The sequence below is a fragment of the Endozoicomonas sp. ISHI1 genome, assembly GCF_024606225.1.
In the GTDB taxonomy this organism is placed as follows: domain Bacteria; phylum Pseudomonadota; class Gammaproteobacteria; order Pseudomonadales; family Endozoicomonadaceae; genus Endozoicomonas_A.
In genome coordinates this window covers 20,605-44,903 of sequence record NZ_JAGRPU010000046.1, presented here as the reverse complement: position 1 = coordinate 44,903, position 24,299 = coordinate 20,605, and the positions used below count along the sequence as shown (strand labels likewise).

The following is a 24,299-nucleotide window of genomic DNA, read 5'->3' as shown; positions in this document are numbered from 1 at the left end:
GCCCATCAATTCAGACACGTCGTAGTAACGAGTTCCGCCTTTGGTCTTTCTGGCAGGAAGCAGCTCACCTGTACTTTCCCATTTTCGTAGTGTTACTGGGTCTGTACCAAGTAAACGAGCTGCCTCAGCTATCTTCACTAATCTCTTATCAATTCTTGAGATTATATTAGATAAATTTAGATTATAATAGATTATTGCGAACTGTTTTTAACCCCCCTTCCCTGAAAAAACAACTCCATTTTATTGGCGTTGAACTTTGCCGCTGTTAACTAAATTCGCTCAACAGCTTACCGAATTTGCCAGTGTGAACTAAATTCTCTCAACAACTTACCGAAACAGCCGTGAGCGATTAAAAGCTGCTTTCCCGTCTGGTCTGGACACCACTTTTCTAGCAGCCTGTCGGACTTAAGGCTGTCCTACTGCGGTTGCAATAAATTGGTCTAAAAATTCCTGCAATCCTCGCTACGGACGCTTAAGTCCGACAGGCTGCCAGGGAATAAAAGTACTCAGCCCTGAGGTAGTAGAATGACGCATGCTCGCCCCAATGCACTGAGCCTTGCAATGGCCTTTGCCATCAGCTCTTCCATCATTAATACACAGGCATTGGCTGATCGCAGGCTGCAAATAAAATCTATCGATATTCAGGGCAATGGACAGCCGGAGTTTACCCAGATTGAGGTCATGGTTAAGCCAACTTTAGGTCACGACCAGAAACCCATACCCAAATCCTTTACCACCACCTACCCTGATCAGACTCAAGCCAGAGCAGACTACGAGATTCCCTCTGAAGGCTTCACAGACATTCTTTCTGGCATTGAGGGTGGCGTTTCCAGTGTTGATCAGTTTGAAACCGACGAGAATGACGTTGCCCGGAAATACACCAAAGTCCTGAAGGTGGGTAATGAGGGGGTCTTCAAGTTTACCCATAATCTTGCAGATGAAGCATTGGTCATCCAAGTCAGAAACGGCATGACCCATCAGGATTCAATTAAGGCTGTTCGAAGTCAATCGGGTGACATCCAACCACTTGAACCGACAACGAAAGTCGCCAGCCCCGAACATCTGGCTGGGGTACTAAAAGGAGCCCATGAAAGAGCAGGAAGCCTTGGCGAAGCTGATCACTATGTTGCCCTTGCCACCATGAAAGTAGGCAAAGTTGAAGTGAACGAGCGTACTTTTATGCGCCTTATTGCTGCAGGCGATAAGCTCCCTGAACTGCAGCGACTGGGTCAGTCGCTCTTTGTCAATGATGAGGCTCTTTTCGCACTAGCCACCTCTGCCTATACCCAGGTTTATCTTCTGGGAGAAGGTTTACAAAAGGTAGCCCTGAATACTCTCGTGCTCTGCCATCAGCCTGTTGGCTATGTAGTCCACGTCGAGGATGTCACACAGGCTTATCCTGTGCCTGAGGGTTATCCAAAACTGGAAGTGACTGAGGCTCCGGGGGAGATTATTGTTTTCCGTGGTCAGAAGCAGAATCTGGCCGATATTGCTTTTGTGGAGAGCCTCTATAACCCCTGGAAAAAATTTGGCGGTAATGATAATAAGCACATTGCACAGGTTAAAAAAGACAAGGTCAAAAGCTACCAGTACGTTATTCGAAGCAGACAGATGGCGCTACTGGAGGGGTTCTCTAATGAGCTAGCCCTACAACACCATGCTGAACTTTTACATGATAAACTGGTGATGCTTGCTTACTATGAATCTATTCAGCAGGCATTAACCACTGCTGCTTCATATGGAACCGATGAATTTGAACTCACAGCAGAACACATCGGAGCCGTGTTATCGGTCATCACGCCAGGCTGGATGTTGGTTCAATTCGAAAAACTCTTCAGTTTCAAACCCGCACTCAGAGATCTTCTGACAAGTCGGCATTTTTTTCAGAATGTTCAAAAAGGTACAGACGTTATCAGCAAACTGATGCAGCGCTTTGCTTTCGGAGAAGACACAACGTTTGTTAAAAAAGCCATTGGTAACATGGCCCGACAGCATCTTGAATTGGAAAACACGCTGGAAGAGCCGCAGGGATCCGAGGCCTTTCAACAATATCTTCAGCAACAGAACACCAGAAAAGATGCTGAAAAAGCAACTGAAATCAAAGACCGCTACGCTACCATTGCCGCACATTTAAACATTCAGAATTTTAATAGCAATGAAGATGTTGATGCTCAACAAGAAAGCCTGCTTGCAAAAATTAAAACAATGATTGCCCAAAAAGAACTCCACTCTCACAGAATTCGAACAATAAATGAACAACAGGATCTGAAAAATTCTGACATCATCACCGCACCAGGCCAGTCCAAAGCCATGCCTGAAGTACTTGAGACACTTCGGGCCATGGAAAGAGTTTTGGGAGATAAGAGTCACATCGATGAAAGGGACGATGTGTATTTCAATCGTCAGCTCGTTTCTGAAGACATACATCTATACGTCAGTGAAGCCAGACAGCGGGAAGAGGCACAGGTCTGGATCATACTGCAAATGCTGGAAGACAGACTCAGCATCAGTGTCAGAATCGGTGAAAGTGATAGCAAAGCAGCAAAACTGGCAAGGGTTCGTGCACGACTTGATAGCGGTGATGTCTCAAAGGACGAGTTGGCTGACATGCACAGACTCCTCCGCGTTGCAACTGACAGACTCGCTCCGGAGGGAAGCCCGATGCAGATGGACGTCTTGGTCTCTGGCATTCGTGATCTTCTCAACTTTTTAATCGAAGAATCGGATCAAAGAGCCAGGAAACGACAGACAAATCATCTTATCGCCCTGGAGGACGCACTGAATATCTCCCCTCATGAAAATCCCGCTGCTAAAGAAAGAGAAAAAATGTTCATAGCTAAACTGGCCAGTGATCTGCAGATAGGGTTTGCTGACGATGCCAATCTGTTTGACCAGCAGCATGCTCTAAGAGACCGAATTCAGGAATTAAAGGAAGAAGTAAACGAAACTTATGACGATGAGGGTGTCAAAAGAATCAGAAATAATCAAATTGCTGATCAACTCAACATTAAGAACTATAGATATCACGCCACTATAAACGAGCAAAACAGTCTAATTAAAGCAAAACTTGAAGACTTGGACGAAGAAGTGTTCAAAGCGGGTCAGCCTGAGGTTGATGAGCGTATTGCAGCCATTGAAAATGAGCTGGACAGGCAAATGCCTCGCCTTGGACCTAAACCCCGATTCGTCCTTGATCGTGATGTTGCCACGGCAAGACGAGCAATTAAAGAAGCTGAAAGTGAGCTGGCAGCCATTTATCGCAATCTGAAAAGGCTTCGAGGTACAAGCCTGGTATATGAAGGGAACCCTGACGACCTCCAGGATGTCTCAGATGAAGAAAGCATGGTTCTCAAGCAGGGAATGAAAGAAGTTCAGATCGAGTTGGGTCTGGCTTCAAGTGACGAGCAAACCACTGAAGAGCGAGTGAAGAACATCAGGCATTTCCTGCTGGAATGCAGTGCAGAAAAACGAGATAAAATCCTTGAGGAACTGAGAGTCAAATCAAGTCTGAACATCCATATGATAAATGACCTTGGTTCAGAGGAAGCATCTGATTACTTAATTGCCATTGCACGCTATGCAGATTCTGCTGGTCAGTACGAAGTCGGCGAAGCATTAGGTAGACTGCTTCATAGCAGGAAAAGGTACATTCAGATCACAGACTTCCTGCGTGAACACGACGATGCGCTTCTTGAAGCCATCGAAAAAGACGTGGGTCTTAAACCAGCCCCTGCTGACACCCATGAACAACGGCTTAATGCCCTGAGAAAGAGACAGGTAGAATATGGTGGGAATGATGGTTATGGTGGCACTGTCCGGCATCTGATTCAGGAACAGGCAGATCTGCAAGATGAGATTGAGTTCAGAAAAGCAGACATTGAGAGAATGAAGCGAGTCCTGAAGGCTGCAGAGCAAGCCGTCGAAAGTGACTCTGGTCCCTTCCAGTACACGCCGGAACAGGTAATGGTTCTGAGCACTATCAACAATTTCATGCAGCAGCACCCTCTCAAAAAACAAGCTCTGGAAGCCGCCATTGGCCTGAAAGAAGCGGCAAGAGAAGGCGGCAAGAAAGCACCGTTGCTTTCGACTTTCGATTTTAACAATGAATTTGCAGCGATTCGCATGCAGGCACTGGTCGGGGATAAACTGACGATTGAACAGGCCAGTCGGATGGTGGACGTTTTCAAGAGCCTGAAGATCTTCCCGGAATCCCCCCTCATGCCTATGCAAGATCGACCCTGGAGTGCTATCAAAAATGTCGAGGAACTGGCGGGTTGGGCCTTGTACTACGTGGAAACAGGAGCCCAACAATACGACGACGTCATTCGCGACATGGGCAAAACAGCCATTCACTTCGTCGAGCATGAACAAGGGGGCCTGAAAGACTTCCCGGAATACTTCGCCAGCCATTCTGCCAGTGGTAACAGGATAATCACTTTGCTCCGTGAAGGTCTGATCAGCAGGGTTGAACTTGAGCACTACATAAAGGCCGTCAGAGGTGTCGGTGTTTATACGGCAATGGGCGAATTTGAACTCTTTGTTGGCAGCAAGCACGGTGTCCGTTTGCCCCAGTTCAGGAGGGTTGTCCAGATGCTGTCCGATAAGGGTGCTGAGGAATTTATGCAGAGCGCCTTTATTCCTGTGACCGTGACTGCAACCGGCCCGACAGGTATGAAAGAGTCTGTTGCCGGTATAAAAGAGTACGCAGCGGCTACCATCGCCAACTACGTGCTTGATGATATTGCCTTTGAAAATGGCCGCAGGACGGCAGCATTTCTGGCCAATGTTCAGGATACCCTGACACTTTATGTTAATGCTGCCGGCCTGTCTGAATCAGAGCTGATCAAGGCTATCCATGACACATTAATGCAGACTCATTCCGCAGCGGTTGAGTGGCAGCTCAATGATTACTGGGTCAAACCTTCAGCCTCTCTGTTACAGGCGTTTATCTGGTACTACTCCAACTACAATCCTCTACTGGTGACCCATACCGCTCCGGAGGCAGCCAGACTGTCTCTCTCGAACATGGCGTTCCTCTATCTTCTGGATCTGACCAACAGAGGTGATTACACACACAGACTGTTTACACCTTTCCAGCACTGGCTGGAACGCTATGGCGTTGATCTTGACCGAAACAGCCAATATGCCTATCACAGTGGCATTGAAAAAATATCTGAAGCAGGCGGGCTGGCCATGCCTTTGGGCAAGGCTGCTTCCTCAGTCATTCTGCTGAAAACCGGCACGATGCTGTTTGCCAGACAACACAACGCCAACCCCCGGATGTATTGCAGCATTTCCCGTCTGGTTCCCGAAATGGTGAAATCCATGGGTTCCGGACAAGGCGTTCAGGTACCGCTGCTGCACCGGGTGACACCACAAAAAGTAAAGACTTTGGCCTCGGCTACTGCCGGTCTGGTGCTGGGTCCGTTAGCCACTGTCGGAGCATACGCTCATGGTCTTATATCCCGGTTTACCTATGCTCAAACCTTCGAATTCGCTCTGGTGTCAAGTCTCGGTTTCGACTTCTTGATGAACGACAACAAGATACTCACTCAATGGCTGGGGGGACCTCTGGGACGAAGTCTTGACAAGCTTAATCGCTGGAGAGGCGCAGGTGAAACGGAATCTGACTATATGAAACGTACTGCCATTGCCACGCCTCAGCGCTTTAATGAAACGGATGAAGAGTATGCCAATCGTGTCAAAACAAACAACATGATGCATGGCTGGACGCGGAAAGAGAATTATCTTCAGTTCCGTGAACGCCGTGATCGCACCATGAAGATGTATGAGAATGGCTGGGAAAAATATTTCAGGGACAATATGCCTAAATGGTCATTCTCCCACGCAGAAAGTATTCCTTACTCTTACACACTGGGCATCTTCTACGATTGGCAACAGAGCGATGACAACAGAGCAACTGCAGCGCCAGAGGGCGCAGCCTTGAATACACCAACGGCTGATCAAAAGTTTGATCCTGATAAAAATGAGAATACCCGCAGCGAACTTTGATATCAGAAAACGGTGGATGATTCCTCCATAGCCATCCAAAAGAAATCGGTATAAAGGAATAAATACTGTTTTCTTTCAGATCGTGCTACCGATTAAACCCTTTTAGAAGCTATGAATGTCGCCCTTCCCCGAAAAAACCGCTCAATTTTATTGGCATTGAACTTTGCCTTTGTTAACTAAATTCGCTCAACAGCTTACCGAGTTTGCCACTATGAACTAAATTCTCTCTACAACTTAACGAAACAGCCATGAGCGATTAAAAAATAAAAGCCGCATCCCAGCCTGGTCTGGACATCACTTTTCACGGTAATAAAGTACTCAGCTCTGAGGTAGTAGGATGAGATATGCTCGCCCCGATGCAGTGAGCCTTGCAGTGGCCTTTGCCATCAGCTCTTCCATCATTGTTACACAGGCACTGGCCGATCGCAGGCTGCAGATAAAATCTATCGATATCGGGGGCAATGGACACAAGGAGTTTACCCAGAGTGAGGTTGTGATTCAGCCAACTTTAGGCCAAGACCAACAACCAATACCCAAATCCTTTACCACCACCTACTCTTATAAGCCTCAGGAAAGTAAGGACTCTGCCCTTCCTTCTATAGGCTTTACAGAAGTTCTTTATGGTATTAATGGTGACGTTTCCAGTGTTGATCAGTTTGAAACAAGCGAGGATGGTATTGCTCAGAAATATACCAAAGTCCTGAAGGTGGGTGATGAAGGATTCTTCAGGTTCACCCATAACCTTGAAGAAAAGGAACTGGTCATTGAAGTCAGAGGTGGAATGACCGATCAGGATTCAGTTAAGGCTGTTCGTGATCAATTGGTTGGCATCCAATCATTAGAGCTGTCAACGAAAATCGCCAACCCGGTACAACTGGCATTTTTGCTGGAGGGTGTCGGTGACAGGGCAGGAAACCTCGGCGCAAGTGATCACTATGTTCCCCTTGCCACCATTGAAGTAGAAAAAGTTGAAGTGAATGGGCGTACCTTCATGCGTCTTATCGCTTCGGGCGATCAGCCCCCTGCACTGCAACGTCTGGGTCAATCACTCTTTGTCAATGATGAAGCCCTGCTGGCGGCAGCCACCTCTGCCTATGTTCAGGTTCATGTCCTGGAAGGGGATATACAACAGCAGGCCCTTAATGATCTGTTGGCACACAGCAAACCTGTCGGCTATGTTGTTCACGTCGAGGATGACACACAGGTTTATCCTGTGCCTGAGGGCTATCCAAAGCTGGAAGTAGCAGAAGCTTCCGGAGAGGTTATTGTTTTCCATGGTCAGAATCCGAATCCCCATGATATCGCCTTTGTAGAAAACCTCCATAAACTTTGGTTAGAAGCCGGGGAGAATAACCCCGCTGCTGCTGCGACACGGGTTAAAAAACATAAGGTCAAAGGCTACCAGTTCGCCATTCTAAGCAGGCAGATGGCACTGTTGGAGGAGTTTGTTGCACGGCACGATGCCGGAGCTGGCAAAGATCAGCCGACGACGCTTACAGACCAGGATAAACTGGCAGTGCATGCGCTTTCCTACTACGAATTTCTTCAGCAGGCATTGTCCAGTGCCATGCCAGCTCAAGCAGTTGAATTTGAATTCACACCAGAGCATGTCAGAGCCAGTTCAACTGTCATCACACCAACCTGGTTGCAGATTCAACTCACAAAACACTTCAGCTTCAAGCCTGCACTTAAAGACCTCCTGATCAATCAGAATTTTGTTAACGGTATTATGAGTCATATACCCGTTGTCGACGAATCACAGCTCGATGTTTTTAACCACGACGAACAGTTTGCTGCCAAAGTCGTGAGCGACACGGCCAGACAAATGGTTGAGTGGGAAAGACAGCTGCAAGAGCACCTGGTCAAAAAAAGCGAACTGATCCGGGTTAAAAACCATTTAGAGCTTGTATCGGAGACAGCCAATGCCAGTGAAGAGGAAAAACTCAGAGCACTTCAACTTAAGCAACAGGCCGGGGATAAGCTCGCACTGATTCGTAAAGTGGCGAAAGAACTGGAAGAACAGTCACAGAAACTTCAGTATGAAGTCGAACGAATCCCGTATCTGCAACGACAACTCCTTGACGCCAGAGAAGAAGCCAGCATAGCTCACAACACTCAACTGGCAGAGGTGCTTGGTATTGACAACTGGGATGGTACCCAGCCAGCAGAAGAACAAGTCAGACTTATCAGAAAAAACATTCATGAAATGCACCAATCAGTGGCCGCAACATTTGCCGCAACAGGACAGCCTGGTCCTGAGGCTGTAAAAGCAAAACTGGCAGCCATTGAAGACCGGTTCGGTATTACTCCGGTGGATGAAAACGATCTGGTAGCCCGCTGTCAGTCCATTCAGCAGTACCAGCACCTGCAACAAAAGACAGAAATGACCGATGCTGGAATCCACAAACTTCTGACCAGGATTCAACATCGGCTCAGTCTGGACCAGGATATCGAAAAGGGTCCGGAAGTCCGTTCCCGGGCCATTCGAAAGCACCCGAAGCAGCAGGCAGCTCAGGCCGGTCAGGAACGTTTTCAGCAACAGACCATCAAAAAAGATACCAAAGATCGGGCTGAAAAAATTAAGACAATGAATGTCAAACAAGAAATCGCTGATCTGAGTGAGCTTAACGAGGGCATCGCAACAGAAGACATCAATGTCCTGAAGTCAACCATTCATACCACGCTTCTCAAGAATGCAGCACTGGAAGAACAACTGAAAGACATCAACACACCTGGTCAGTCCAAAGCCTTGCCTGAAGTTTTTGAGACACTTCGTGCCATGGAAAAAGCTCTGGGAGATAAGAGTCACATCAATGAAAGGGACGATGTGTATCTCAATCGTCAGCTCGTTTCTGAAGACATACGCTTATACGTCAGTGAAGCCAGACTGCGGCAAGAGGCACAGGTCTCGATCATACTGCAACTGCTGGAAGACAGACTCGGTATCAGAGTCAGAATCAGTGAAAGTGATGGCAAGGCAGCAAAACTGGCAAGGGTTCGTGCAAGACTTGATAGCGGTAATGTCTCAAATGACCAGTTGGCTGACATGGACAGGCTCCTCCGTGTTGCAACTGACAGACCCGCTCCGGAGGGGAGTCCGATGCAGGTGGACGTCTTACTCTCTGGCATTCATGATCTTCTCAACTCTTTAAACGAAGAATCGGATCAGCGAGCCAGAATACGACAGGCAATTTATCTTATCGATCTGGAGGTCGCACTGAATATCTTACATCATGAATATCCTGCCGCTAAAGAAAGAGGAAAAAATTTCATAGCTAAACTGGCCAGTGATCTGCAGATAGGGTTTGCAGACGATGCCAATCTGTTCGACCAGCAGCATGCTCTAAGAGACAGAATTAAGGAACTAATGAAAGAAGTAAACGAAACTTATGACGATGAGGGTGTCAAAAGAATCAGAAACAATCAAATGGCTGATCAACTCGAGCTTAGGGACTTTAGAGTTGATGCCGGTATAGACGAGCAGAACAGCCTGATTAAGGCAAAACTTGAACACTTGGATGAAGAAGTGTTTAAAGCCGGTCAGCCTGAGGTTGATGAGCGTATCGCAGCCATTGAAAATGAGCTGGACAGGCAAATGGCTCGCTTGGGGCCTAAGCCCCGATTTGTCCTTGATCGTGATGCCGCCACAGCCAGAGGAGCAATTAAAAATGCTGAAAATGAACTGGCAGCTATTCATCGCAACCTGAAAGAGCTTCGTGGCGAACACCTGATATTTGCGGGGAACCGTGCTGACCTCCAACATATCCCGGATAAAGAAAACGCAGCTCTCAACCAGAGAATGAAAGAAGCTCAGATCGAGTTAGGCCTGGCTGCAAGTGACGAGCAAACCACTGAAGAGCGACTGAAAGACATCAGGCATTTCCTGCTGGAATGCAGCGCAGAAAAACGAGATGAAATCCTTGAGGAACTGGGAATCAAATCAGGTCTGAATATCCAGATAACAGGTGACACCGGTCTGGAGGAAGCATCTGATTACTTGATTGCCATTGCACGCTATACAGATTCTGATGGTCAAAATAAATTCAGTGAAGCATTGGGTAAACTGCTTTACAACAGGAAAAAGTACGCTCAGCTCAGAGACTTACTGCGTGAACACGACAGAAAAAGTATGAATGTAGCCAATGCAATGACTGAAGAGGCTCTTGCACAAGCGGATATGATTCGCAAGCAAAAGGAGATCGAATTTGGAACCAGCGATGAGTTGATTAAAGCCTTACCCAATCTCGAAATAGCTCAGCTGTCTTTAGCCCTGAGCCGCAAAAGTGAGGCTTTATCCAATGCAAAACAAGACTTGGCGGATCATAATGCGCTTCTTGAAGCCACCGAAAAAGCTATGGGTCTTAAACCAGCTCCTGCTGACACCCATGAACAACGGCTTAATGCCCTGAGAAACAGACAGGTACAAATAGGTGGAAACGATGGCTATGGTGGCACTGTCAGACACCTGATTCAGGAACAGAATCATTTGCAAAATAATATTGAATACAGGAAAACAGACATTGAGAGAATGAAGGGAGTCCTGAAGGCAGCAGAGCAAGCCGTCGAGAGTGACCCTGGCCCCTTCCAGTACACGCCGAAACAGGTACAGGTTCTGAACACTATCCACGAGTTCACCCAGCAACATCCTCTCAAAAAACAAGCCCTGGAAGCTGCAATTGGCCTGAGAGAAGCAGCAGTTGCCAGCGGTAAGCAAACACTGTTGCTTCCGACTTTGCATTTTGACGATGGATTTGCTGCGATTCGCTTGCAGGCACAGATCGGAGACAAACTGACGTTTGAACAGGCCAGTCGGATGGTGGAAACTTTCAAGAGCCTGAAGGTCTTCCCGGAATCCACTCTCGAGCCAATAGCAGATCGACCTCAGAGTGCTCTCTCACATGTCCTGACTTTGTCGCTATGGGCCATCTATCAGACAAAAAAAGGGCCCCAACAATACGACGACCTGATTCGCGGCATGGGCAAAACATTCATTCACTTCGTCGAGCATGAACAAGGGGGCCTGAAAGGCTTCCCGGAATACTTCGCCAGCCATTCTGCCAGTGGTTACAATATAATCACTTTGCTCCGTGAAGGCCTGATCAGCAAAGTTGAACTTGAACACTACCTGAAGGCCGTCAGAGGTGCCGGTGTTTATACGGCAATGGGCGAATTTGAACACTTTATTGGCAGCAAACACGGTGTCCATGTGCCCCAGTTCAGGAAGCTCGTCCAGATGCTGTCCGATAAGGGTGCTGAGGAATTTATGCAGAGCGCCTTTATTCCTGTGACCCCGACTGCAACCGGCCCGACAGGTATGAAAGAGTCTGTTGCCGGTATGAAAGAGTATGCAGCAGCTGTCATCGCCAACTACGTGCTGGATGATATTGCCTTTGACAATGGCCGCAGGACGGCAGCATTTCTTGCCAATGTTCAGGATACCCTGACGCGTTACGCCAATGCTGCTGGCCTGTCTGAATCAGAGCTGATCAAGGCTATCCATGACACATTGATGCAGACTCATGCCGCAGCGGTTGAATGGCAGCTCAATGATTACTGGGTAAAACCTTCAGCCTTTCTGGTTCAGCCTGTCACCTGGTACTACTCCAGCTACAAACCTCTGCTGGCAATCACTAACGCCCGGAATGCTGCCAAACTGTCCCTGTCAGGCATGGTGTTCCTCTACCTTCTGGACCTGACCAACAGGGGTGATTACACGCACAGAATACTCACACCTTTCCAGCACTGGCTGGAACACTATGGTGTTGATCTTGACCGCACCCACCAATATGCCTGCCACGACGGGATTGAACAAGTCTCTGAAGTGGGCGGGCTGGCCATGCCATTGGGCAAAGCTGCTTCTTCAGTCATTCTTCTGAGAATGGGCCCTGTGCTGTTTGCCAGACAGCACCATGCCAATCCTCAGATGTATCGCAGCATTTCCCGTCTGGTGCCTGAAATAGTGAAATCCATGGGTTCCGGACAAGGCGTTCAGGTACCGCTGCTGCACCGGGTGACACCACAAAAAGTGAAAACCCTGGCCTCGGCCACAGCCGGTCTGGTGCTGGGTCCGGTAGCCACTGTCGGAGCATACGCCCACGGCCTTATATCCGGGTTCACCTATGCTCAAACCTTCGGATTCGCTCTGGCATCCAGTCTCACTTTCGACTTTTTCATGAATGACAACAAAATGCTCACCCAATGGCTGGGCGGACCTATGGGCCGAAGTCTTGACAAGATCAACCGCTGGAGAGGCGTAGGTGAAACGCAAGATGATTATGTAAAACGCACCGCTATTGCCTCGCCTCAGCGCTTCAATGAAACCGATGAAGCCTATACAAACCGTGTTAAAGCAAGCGACGCGACGCATGGCTGGACTCGACATGAAAATTATCTGCAGTTTCGTGAACGCCGTGATCGCACAATGAAGATGTTTGAGAATAGCTGGGAGCAATACTTCAGGGACAATGTGCCCAGATGGTCGTTTTCTCATGCAGAAAGTATTCCTTACTCCTACACTCTGGGTGCTTTATTTGAATCAAGGGCTATAGCGGCTGAGGAAAACCCCGCAGCGGTGAAAGCAGCACCGGCTGGTCTCAAGGTTGAGAAGCTTCACCTTGATAAAGATAAGAAGACGCAGGACGAACTTTGAATTCTGTGAACTAAATTCGTACAAAAGCTTACCGGAACAGCCACGAGCGATTGACAGCCATAAACCATCGTAAGTTGCTTCCTCGCCAGGTATGACAATCACTTTTCACAGTAATAAAAGTATTCAGCTCTAAGGTTTTAAAATGTCAAACACCTGCCCCAATGCACTAAGTCTTGCAGTGGCGATTGCAATCAGCTCTTCCATCATGAGTACAGAGGCACAGGCCGTTCGCAAACTGAAGATATCTGCCTATATTCCGGGCAATGGAGGTTTTGAGTATACTCGTAGTGAGGTCATAGTTCAGCCAACTTTAGCTGATGACCAGCAGACAATACCCAAATCTATTACCACCACCTACCCTTATGAGCTTTCAGAAAGTACCGACTCTATCCCTCCCGGAGGTATGAGCTTTACAGAAATTCTTTATGGTATTGATGAAGGCGTTTCCAGTGTTGATCAGTTTGAAACAGACGAGAATGACGTTGCTCAGAAATATACCAAAGTTCTCAAGGTAGGTGATGAGGGCGTCTTCAGGTTTACCCATAACCTCGAGGAAAAGAAACTGGTCATTGAAGTCAGAGGCGGAATGACCGATCGGGATTCAGTTAAGGTTACTCGTCATCAATTATTTTGTTCATCATTAGAACCGTTAACGAAAATCGCCAGCCCCCAGCAACTGTCTGACGTTTTGAAAGCTGCCGGTGCAAGAGCAGGAAACCTCGGCTCAAGTGATCACTTCGTTGCCCTTGCCACCATTGAAGTTGAAAAAGTTGAAGTGAATGAGCGTACCTTCATGCGTCTTATCGCTTCGGGCGATCAGCCCCCTGAACTGCAACGTCTGGGTCAATCACTCTTTATCAATGATGAGGCTCTCCTGGCAGCTGCGGCCTCTGCCTACATCCAGGTTCATCTCCTGAAGGAGGACCTGCAACAGCAGGTGCTAAACGAACTATTGGCACACAACAAACCCGTCGGCTATGTTGTACACGTCGAGGATGACACACAGGTTTATCCTGTGCCTGCAGGTTATCCAAAGTTGGAAATAACAGAAGCTCCGGGGGAGGATATTGTTTTTCATGGTCAGATGCCAAATCCGGATGACGTCGCTTTTGTAGAAACCCTCTACAAACTCTGGGCAGAAGCTGGGGTTAATAATCGCGCCCCTGCAGGCATAACAGAGCTTCTCAAACATAAGATCAAAAGCTACGAGTTCGTCATCCGAAGCAGGCAGATGGCACTGCTGGAGGAGATTGTTGCACGACACGATATCGGCGTTAACAAAGATCAACCGACGATGCTTTCTAACGAAGATAAACTGGCGGTGCGTTCCCTTGCAAATTACGAATCCCTCCAGCAGGCATTGGCGCTGGCTACTCCAAATAAACCATATAAACGTCAATATGAGTTCACACTGGAACACATCAGAGCCGCTTCATCAGTCATCACGCAAACCCGGATGTATAAGCAACTCGAAGAACACTTTGGCTTCAAACCCGTACTTAAAAAACTTCTGATGAACCCACACTTTTTACAGCATATTCGGAAAGTGATACCCGTTGTCGGCGATATCAAACAAGCGCAGATCGATCCCGAAAAAGACGAAGAGTTTACTGCCAGAGTGATGACCGACATGACCAGACAGCTGCTTGAGTTATCCAGGAACCTGGAGAAGCTGCGGGCAAAACATGCCAGACCGGGCACACTTAACGAAAAATTAATTCGCGAAGCGGCAACAGAACTTGGTATTGATAACTGGGATGATATCCAGTCATCAGAAGAACAAGCCAAAATTTTCAGAAAGAAAATTCATGAAATCACGCAGGCGTTGGCTACAACCTTTGCTGCAACAGAACAGCCTGATTATGGAATTATAATGACAAAACTGGCAGCTCTTGAAAATCAGTTCGGTATGACTCCGGACAATGAAAACGATCTTGTTGCCCGCTTTCAGTCTGTTCAACAGCATATACAACATAAGACAGAACTGGCCGACGAGGAGGCTCCGGAGAGACTGGCCAACCTGGAAAGTAAGCTCGGCCTGATTCCTGACGACGAAGATGCCCCGCAAGTCCGTCACCAGGCCATTCTGCAGCACCTTGAACAGCAGAAAGCTCTGATCCAACAACACCTCCTTCAGAAAACCATCACAGAAGCTGGAAATGCAGCTGCAATCAAAGCTCGCTATGCAACCATTGCCGCAGATTTAAACATTAAAAATTTTGATACCAATGCAAATGTTGACGCTCAGCAAGAACAGCTGCTTCAGAAAATCAAGGCAATGGATATTCAAAAAGACATCCTGCTCCATACAATGAAGCAAATGTATGGTCAAGATCATTCTTACCCCGAGGCCAGGCAAAATGCTCTGGCAGAGATTCTTGGTATTAGACTGAGTGAAGACAGCACAGAAGAGAACCAGAACGTCCTGGAAAAATCAGTATTCAATATGTTCATCTATCTTGCAGGCTTCGAAAAAAAACTGGAAGACATCAGAACATCAAGCCTCCGTCCTAAAATACTTCGGAAGCTGACCGCTGTAGAAAAAACCCTGAACATGGTTGACCTCGATAGCGAGGGCGATGTGTATTATCGTCGTAACGCGATTTCTGAGAAAATTCAGACATACCTCTCAGAGGCCAGACAGCGGGCAGAGGAAGAGGCGCTGGATGTACTGAAAACCGCAGAAGAAATACTCGAGATCCAGGTCAGTGAAAGTGATAACAAACTGGAACGACTTGACAGGGTTCGTATAAAACTTGAAGACGATGATGTCATCGAAAAAATAACGGAGCATCAGTATCATGCCCTCTGGAGAGAAGATACCAAACCTGCTGATTACAAAAAAAGGAAAGGTAAACTTGAGAAGCTCCTGCTTTATTCTCATCTTACCCTTTATGTCGAACATGCAGATCAGCTAGCCAAAGGACGACAGAATCTGATGCTTCAGGCTTTAGAGGACGATCTGGGCATCGACAGGAGTGAAAATGCTGCTGCCAGGGAAAGGAACAAGGCTTTAATTGCTAAAGTGGCCGATAATCTGGAAGTAGAATTAGAAAAAGACGCCAGCGTGCAAAATCAGGTGGATGCCCTACTGGCCAGAATTTCGGAATTAAGGTTCAAAGTATTCCACCGCTATGAAGATGAAGGTTTATCAAGAGATACAAACAATGAAATTGCTCATCAACTCAACATTAAAGACTATAAAAATAATGCCTGTGTGGATGATCAGATCACTCTCATTGAAGAAACACTCGTAAAACTGACTCGAGAAATTCACAAAGTGGGTCAGCCTACCATTAATGAGCGTACCGCAGTCATTGAGAATGAGCTTGACAGGCAAATAGCTCAGCTGAAACTAAATCCCCGATACGTACTTGAACGTGAGGTAGCCAGAGCCAGGCTAGCAGTAAAAGAAGCTAAAAATGTCCTGGAGAAGACTAAACGCGATATGGATGCGTATCTCCAAGAGACCTCGGATGAAGACGACGTGGAGCTCAATCGGGCAATGAAACAATTTCAGAGCGAGCTGGGTCTGTCTGCAGGTGACGAGCAGTCCAATGAAGAGCGAGCAGAGGACATCATAAAACACCTGCTGGGATACAGTGTCGAAATACGGGATGAAATCATTAAGGAACAGGAAGCCAAAACAAATCTGCACATCTGGATAAATGGCGACCCCGCTTCGCTGGAAGAAGCTGATTACATTCTTGCTGTTAATGACCATTCAGATACCCAAGGTCGGGCAACCGATGAAGATGGAGTATGGGGTGAACTGCCTCTTACCAGAAAAAAGTACACTCAGGTCACGGAATTCCAGCGTGAGCACGACAGGGATAGCAGTCCCTTCCTGTACTCACCAAGAGAGGCAAAACTTCTGACCGATATCAAAGACTTCATGCAGCAGCACCCTCTCAAAAAACAAGCTATGGAAGCCGCAATTGGCCTGCGCGTAGCAACAATGGAGAGCGATAAGGGAATGACATTTCTTCCGGCTTTCAATTTTAACGATGAATTTGCATCCATTCGCGTACAGGCAAATGCCGACGACAAAGTGACATTTAAACAGGCCAGTCGGATTGTGGAAGTTTTTAAGAGCCTGAAGACCGCCTTTCCTAAATCCCCTGTCCAGCCCCCGTATGGTCAGCCCGAGGATGCACTGGATGAAGTTGATATTCTTGCGCTCAAGGCCATGGATGAGATGAAAATAGGATCCCAAGAATTCAAGGACGAAATTCGCGCCATGGGCAAAACAGACATTCACTTCGTCGAGCCTGAAACGGAGGATCTGGAAAGCTTCCCGGAATACTTCGCTAGCCATTCTGCCAGTGGTAACAAGATCATAGCTCTGCTGAGGGAAGGCGCGATCAGCAAGGCTGAACTTGAGAACTACTTAAAGGCTATCAGAGGTGTCGATGGATATCAGACAGTGGATGAATTTGAGCACTTCCTTGGTTATAAACACGGCGTCAACGTGCATCGCTTTAAAGTCGTTGTCCGGGCACTGTCCGATGAAGGAGCTGAGCAATTCATGCGGATTGCCTTTGCTCCTGTGACCGTGACCGCAACTTGTCCGGCGGGTATGAAAGAGTCCGTTGCCGGCATGAAAGAGTACGCAGCGGCTATCATCGCGAACTATGTGCTTGATGATATTGCCTTCGAAAATGGTCGCAGGTCGGCAGCATTTCTGGCCAATGTTCAGGATACCCTGGCACCCTACGCCAATGCCGTTGGCTTGTCTGAATCAGAGCTGCTCCAGGCTATCCATGACACATTAAAGCAGGCTCATGCCGCAGCGGTTGAACAGCAGCTCAATGACTACTGGGCCAAACCTTCAGCCTTCCTGTTACAGGCGGTCACCTGGTACTACTCCAGCTATAAACCTCTGCTGGTGGCCCATACCGCCTTGAAGGCTGGCTTGCTGTCGCTGTCAAACATGTGGTTCCTCTATCTTCTGGACCTGACCAACAGGGGTGATTACACGCACAGGATGCGCATACCTTTCCAGCACTGGTTGGAACACTACAGCTTTGATCTTGACCGAACCCAACACTATAAATTCCACAGTGAAATTGAACAACTTGCAGAGCTGGGCGGGCTGGCGATGCCATTCGGCAAGGCTGCTTCCTCAGTCGTTCTACTGAAAACCGGTTCCATGCTGTTTGCAAGACAGCACAACGCCAACCCCCGGATGTATCGCAGCATTTCCCGCCTGGTGCCCGAAATAGTGGCATCCATGAGTTCCGGGCAAGGCGTTCAGGTACCGCTGCTGCACCGGGTGACACCACAAAAAATAAAGACTCTGGCCTCGGCCACAGCCGGACTGGTGCTGGGTCCGGTAGCCACGGTCGGAGCATACGCCCACGGTCTGATATCAGGGTTTACCTACGCCCAAACCTTCGGATTCGCTCTGGCTTCGAGTCTCACTTACGATTTCTTTATGAACGACAACAAGATGCTTACTCAATGGCTGGGTGGCCCTCTGGGCCGGAGTCTTGACAAGATAAATCGCTGGACAGGCGTGGGTGAAACGGAATCTGACTATGTGAAACGTACCGCTATTGCCTCGCCTCAGCGCTTTAATGAAACCGATGAAGCCTATGCAAACCATGTTAAAGCAAGCAACATAATGCCTGGCTGGACTCGACATGAAAATTATCTGCAGTTCCGTGAACGCCGTGATCGCACAATGAAAATGTTTGAGAATAGCTGGGAGAAATACTTCAGGGACAATGTGCCTAAATGGTCGTTTTCTCATGCAGAAAGTATTCCTGACTCCTACACTCTGGGTGCTTTATTCGAGTCAAGGGCTGCAGCGGCTGACGAAAACCCTGCTGCGGTGAAAGCAGCAAGGACTGACCTTGAGGTTGAGAAGCTTCACCTTGATAAAGATAAGAATACCCGCCACGAACTTTGATACCAGACCTCGTTATTAAGGAATAAATACCCGGTTTCTTTCAGATCAGGCCATCGACTGAGCACTGTAAGAAGTTATGAATGCATTCCTTCCCTGAAAAAAATGCTCCATTTTACTGGCATTGGACTTTAATACTGTGAACTGAATTCGTTCAACAGCTTACCGGAACAGCCATGAGCCAAGTTGCTTCCTCGCCAGGAAGGGCAATCACTTTTCACAGCAATAAAAGTATTCAGCTCTGAGGTAGTAGAATGACAAATACCTGCCCCAATGCATTAAGCCTTGCAGTGGCCATTGCAATCAGCTCTTCCATCATGAGTACAGAAGCACTGGCCGTTCGCAAACTGGAGACAAAATCTGCCTATATTCCGGGCAGTAGAGGTGCTGAGTATACTCGTAGTGAAGTCATGGTTCAGCCAACTTTAGGTGATGACCAGCAGCCAGTACCCAAATCTGTTACCACCACCTACCCTTATGAGCCTTCACCTTCAGAAAGTCCCGATTATATCCCTACTATTATAAGCCTTACAGACATTCTTTATGGTATTGATGATGGCGTTTCCAGTGTTGATCAGTTTGAAACGGACGTGAATGGCGTTGCTCAGAAATATACCAAAGTTCTCAAGGTAGGTGATGAGGGCGTCTTCAGGTTTACCCACAACCTTGAGGAAAAGAAACTGGTCATTGAAGTCAGAGGCGGAATGACCGATCAGGATTCAGTAGAGTCTGCTCGCCGTCAATTAGTGTTCAGTTCATCATTATTAGAACCGTTAACGAAAATCACCAGCCCCATGCAACTGGCTGAATTACTGGAAGCTGCCAGTAACAGAGCAGGACACCTCGGTAAACGCGATCACTATGTTGCCCTTGCCACCATTGAAGTTGAAAAAGTTGCAGTGAATGGGCGTACCTTCATGCGCCTTATCGCTTCGGGCGATCAGCCCCCTGAACCGCAACGTCTGGGTCAATCACTCTTTGTCAATGATGAGGCTCTCCTGGCGGCTGCCGCCTCTGCCTACATCCAGGTTCATGTCCTGAAAGAGGATTTACAACAGCAGGCGCTTAACGAACTATTGGCACACAACAAACCCGTCGGCTATGTTGTACACGTCGAGGATGACACACAGTTTTATCCTGTGCCTGCGGGTTATCCTAAGTTGGAAATAGCAGAAGCTCCGGGAGAGGATATTGTTTTTCATGGTCAGATGCACAATCCGGGTGACGTCGCTCTTGTAGAAAACCTCTACAAACTCTGGGCAATAGCTGGGGTTAATAACCCCGCCCCTGCTGTCATAACATGGCTTCTCAGATATAAGATAAAAAACTACGAGTTCATCATTCGAAGCAGGCAGATGTCACTGCTGGAGGAGATTGTTGCGCGGCACGATGCTGGCATTGATAAAGATCAACCCACGATGCTTTCAGACGAAGACAAACTGGCGGTGCGTTCGCTTGCATACTACGAATCCCTTCAGCAGGCCTTGGCTCTGGCTACTCCAGATAACCCATGTGAACCAAGTGAATTTGAGTTCACACTGGAACACATCAGAGTCGCTTCATTAGTCATCACACCAACCCGGTTGCATAAGCAACTCGCAAAATACTTCAGCTTCAAGCCCGTGCTTAGAAATCTTCTGATGAACCCGCACTTTTTTCAGAATATTCGCAAAGTGATACCCGTTATCGGCGATATCAAACCAGCGGAGATCGATCCCGGAGTAGACGAAGAGTTTACTGCCAGAGTCATGACCGACATGGCCAGACAGCTGCTTGAGTTATCCGGAAACCTGGAGGAACTGCGGGCAAAACATGCCAGACCGGGCATCAGAACAGAAGCTGAAACAATAGCTGCGACCAAAGCTCTCGTTGCAACCATTGCCGCACATTTAAGCATTGAGGATTTTGATGACAATACAGATATTGACGATCAGCAAGAACGCCTGATTCAAAAACTGGAAACAATGAATGCTGAAGCGCAGAGTCTGCGTCAACAACTTAAGACTATGAGCATTCAACTCGATCAGGAAGATATTTACACCGATATTAGAAAAGGTGTCCTGGCTCAGGTTCTTGGTATTGATCCGAACGACAAGACCGCACTATCAGACCGCTCTGCCGTGGAGTCAGCTGTATATCACAAACTTATCAAGCTTAAATTTCTGGACACCTATGTGGATTACATAAGAACAGGCCACTCCGAAGTGATGCCTGAAGTCCTTGAGACATTGAGTGACGTGGAAAAAGCCCTTCAGATGAAAGCCCCTGATGAAAACGATGATGTGTACCTTCGTCGCCAAAGCATTTCTGAAGAGCTGCAGGAGTTCATCGCAAAAGCCAGACAACGGTCAGAGAAAAAGGCCCTTGACATACTGAAAGACATAGAAGGAATACTCGACATCAAAGTCAATGAAGAAGATGACAAAACAACAAGACTTATCAGGGTCCGAAGAATGTTTGACGGCGATGATCTCACAGATCATATGCTGGATAAGATAGATAACACCCTCTGGGCAGATGAAAACGCAGCTCTGGTCGGGAAAGGTCTTAAACTCGCCAGGCTTCTTGCGCATCTTCACTATAAAGTCGGAGGCCCTGAACCGGATAAGCAAGACAGAGAACAACAGACAGATCCGCTGGCAGAAGTAGAAGAAACACTCAACATCGCCTATGGAAAACGGAAGGACAGAGCAGCAAGACTTGCCATGGTTCTTAAAATAATGAACCACAATGACGCCGGAGAATACCTGCTGGGTGAGATAGAACAGGCCCTCTGGAAAGAAGACAGCAAAACGCTTGACGAGAGGGGTCTCAGACTCAGGAAGCTTGATGCGAGTCTTACTTATAAAGTCGAAGAACCGTACCACGATCAGCAGGTCAGAAAACGACAGACACGTTTGATTGCAGCCGTAGAGCACCAACTGAATATCCACCCTCTTGATTACGTTGCGGCTGTACAAAAAGTCAAGGCTTTCACAGCGAAACTGGCCAGTGATCTAATGATGAACTTTGACGAGGGTGCCAGCCTGTCTGACCGGAAGGATGCTTTAATAACCAGAATTCAGGCATTTCGGGATGAAGTCAACGAAGTCTATGAAGATGAAACAGTCAGGAGAGCGCGGAACAACGAGATAGCTCGTCAACTCAACATGGAAGACTATAAGGATGATGCCACTATAAACGACCAAAATAGTCGAATTAAAGCAAAACTCCAACAGCTGGACGAGGAAGTTATCAACACGATTCAGTCAGACGTTAATACGCGTATCACGGTCATTGAGAACGAGCTTGACAGGCATATGACACGCCTGGGGCCCAAGCCCCGATACGTCCTTGATCGTGAGGCAACCACAGCCAGACAAGCATTAGAAAAAGCTGAAAGTGAGTTGGTGACTGCTTATCGAAAGAATCGGGAACAGCCACGTCTGGAAGCAGCAATTGAAGCCAGGAAAGCAGACATTGAGAGAATGAAGTATGTCCTGAAGGCTGCCGAGCAAGCCGTCGAAAATGATGACGGTCCCTTCCAGTACACGCCGAGACAGGTAAAAGTTCTGACCGATATGCATGACTTCATCTATCAGCACGCTCTCAAGAAGCAGGCTCTGGAAGCTGCAATGGGTCTGGCAGCATCTGCAGCGAAAAGCGGTAAGGTCCCCCCCCTCCTTTCGACTTTCGATTTTGACGATGAATTTGCGCCCATTCGCCTGCAGGCAGCGGTCGGAAAAGATCTGACATTTCATCAGGCCAGTCGGATTGCAAGAGTCTTCAGGAACCTGATGAGGAGTTTCCCTCCCCACTCTTCCGAGCTTGTAGATGATCAGCCTCAGAGTATCCTGGAAGAGGTCCAGATTCTGGTGCAGAGAGTCAGAAATGAGATGGGTAAAGGGGCACTTCAATACGACGAAGTCATTAACGGCATGGGCAAAATAGCCATTCACTTCGTCAAGTATGAAGAAGATGACCTGAAAAGCTTCCTGGAATACCTGGCTACCCGTTCTGCCAGTGGTAACAAGATAATAGCTCTTCTGCATGAAGGTCTGATCAGCAAGGTTGAACTTGAGAATTACATAAAGGCCGTCAGAGGTGTTGATGGTTATCAGACAGTGGCTGAGTTTGAACACTTCCTTGGTTATATACACGGTGTCAAGGTGCCAGAGTTCAGGAAGGTTGTCCAGATGCTGTCCGATGAGGGTGCTGAGCAATTCATGCGCATTGCTTTTGCTCCTGTGACTGTGACCGCAACTGGCCCGGCGGGTATGAAAGAGTCTGTTGCCGGCATGAAAGAGTTCGCAGCAGCTATCATCGCCAACTACGTGCTTGATGATATTGCCTTTGAAAATGGCCGCAGGACGGCAGCATTTCTGGCCAACGTTCAGGATACCCTGGCACCTTATGCCAATGCGGCTGGCCTGTCTGAATCAGACCTGATCCAGGCTATCCATGACACATTGATGCAGGTTCATGCCGCAGCAGTTGAGCGACAGCTGCATGATTACTGGATCAAACCTTCAGCTTTTCTGGTACAGGCGGTCACCTGGTACTACTCCAGCTACAAACCTCTACTGATGACCCGGACCGCCCTGGAGGCTGCCAAAACTTCCCTCTCAAATATTGCGTTCCTTTACCTTCTGGACCTGACCAACAGGGGTGATTACACGCACAGGATGCTGACACCTTTCCAGCACTGGCTGGAACGCTTTGGCGTTGATCTTGACCGAACCGACCAATATGCCTACCACAGCGGAATTGAAAAAATCTCCGAAGTGGGTGGGCTGGCCATGCCATTGGGCAAGGCCGCTTCCTCAGTCATTCTGCTGAGAACCGGCTCTATGCTGTTTGCCAGACAGTGCCATGCCAATCCTCAGATGTATCGCAGCATTTTTCGTCTGGTGCCCGAAATAGTCAAATCCATGGGTTCCGGACAAGGGGTTCAGATACCGCTGCTGCACAGGATCACCCCCGAAAAAGTGAAAACCTTGGCCTCAGCCACAGCCGGTCTGGTGCTGGGCCCGGTAGCCACGGCCGGAGCATACGCCCAGGGTCTGATATCCGGGTTTACCTATGCTCAAACCTTCGGGTTCGCTCTGGCGTCGAGTCTCACTTTCGACTTCTTTATGAACGACAATAAGATGCTCACCCAATGGCTGGGTGGCCCCCTGGGTCGAAGCCTTGACAAGATCAATCGCTGGCGAGGCACGGGTGAAACGGAAGCTGACTATGTGAAACGTACTGCCATTGCCACGCCTCAGCGCTTCAATGAAACAAATGAAGAGTATGCCAACCGTGTTAAAGCAGACAACGTGATGTTCGGCTGGACGCGGAACGAGCATTATCAGCAGTTCCGTGAACGACGTGATCAGACCATGAAGATGTATAAGCATGGCTGGGAGAAATACTTCAGGGACAATGTGCCTAAATGGTCATTCTCCCATACAGAAAGTATTCCTTACTCTTACACCCTGGGTACCTTCTTCGAATGACAACATGTTCATGATAAGAGAAATACGCCTCAATCAAGCTTTCGATCCACGGCCATGAAACCAACACAGGCTGGTCTTGAGGCCTTCGATCTTGATGAAGCTCCGGGTAATAACTATAAGAATACCCACGGCGAACTTTGATATCAGGGACCAATAGGTCCCCCCATCATCGCCACCCAAAAGAAGCCAGTATGGAGAGGGATTCATACAGCTTTCTTTTGATCAGGCTACCGATTAACCCTTATCA

The 24,299-nt window shown here is 47.9% G+C and carries 5 protein-coding genes; 4 read left to right on the top strand and 1 reads right to left on the bottom strand.

Annotated features, from left to right (window positions below; genetic code table 11):
- Positions 1-138: MerR family DNA-binding transcriptional regulator (locus KBW69_RS23955; RefSeq protein WP_373690723.1), on the bottom strand; the 138-nt coding region annotated here is incomplete at its 3' end.
- Positions 139-525: 387 nt separating this feature from the next.
- Between KBW69_RS23955 and KBW69_RS20045 the strand changes: the two genes are divergently transcribed.
- The 4 genes from KBW69_RS20045 to KBW69_RS20030 all read left to right on the top strand — a co-directional run bounded on the left by KBW69_RS20045 (position 526) and on the right by KBW69_RS20030 (position 24,052).
- Complete coding sequence (locus KBW69_RS20045; RefSeq protein WP_257282024.1) at positions 526-6,012, top strand: hypothetical protein; 5,487 nt, start codon at positions 526-528, stop codon at positions 6,010-6,012.
- Positions 6,013-6,349: 337 nt separating this feature from the next.
- Positions 6,350-12,661: a hypothetical protein gene (locus KBW69_RS20040; RefSeq protein ID WP_257282023.1), complete on the top strand. Its 6,312-nt coding sequence runs from the start codon at positions 6,350-6,352 to the stop codon at positions 12,659-12,661.
- A gap of 142 nt (positions 12,662-12,803) precedes the next feature.
- The gene (locus KBW69_RS20035; protein WP_257282022.1) at positions 12,804-18,575 is read left to right on the top strand and encodes a hypothetical protein; all 5,772 of its coding nucleotides are present in this window, start codon (positions 12,804-12,806) and stop codon (positions 18,573-18,575) included.
- A gap of 251 nt (positions 18,576-18,826) precedes the next feature.
- Positions 18,827-24,052 (top strand): hypothetical protein, encoded by a 5,226-nt coding sequence (locus tag KBW69_RS20030; RefSeq protein WP_257282021.1) that lies wholly within the window; start codon positions 18,827-18,829, stop codon positions 24,050-24,052.
- Positions 24,053-24,299: the final 247 nt, after the last annotated feature.

Coding starts and splice junctions, on each gene's coding strand:
- KBW69_RS20045 (WP_257282024.1), top strand. CDS start 526: ATGACGCATGCTCGCCCCAATGCACTGAGCCTTGCAATGGCCTTTGCC.
- KBW69_RS20040 (WP_257282023.1), top strand. CDS start 6,350: ATGAGATATGCTCGCCCCGATGCAGTGAGCCTTGCAGTGGCCTTTGCC.
- KBW69_RS20035 (WP_257282022.1), top strand. CDS start 12,804: ATGTCAAACACCTGCCCCAATGCACTAAGTCTTGCAGTGGCGATTGCA.
- KBW69_RS20030 (WP_257282021.1), top strand. CDS start 18,827: ATGACAAATACCTGCCCCAATGCATTAAGCCTTGCAGTGGCCATTGCA.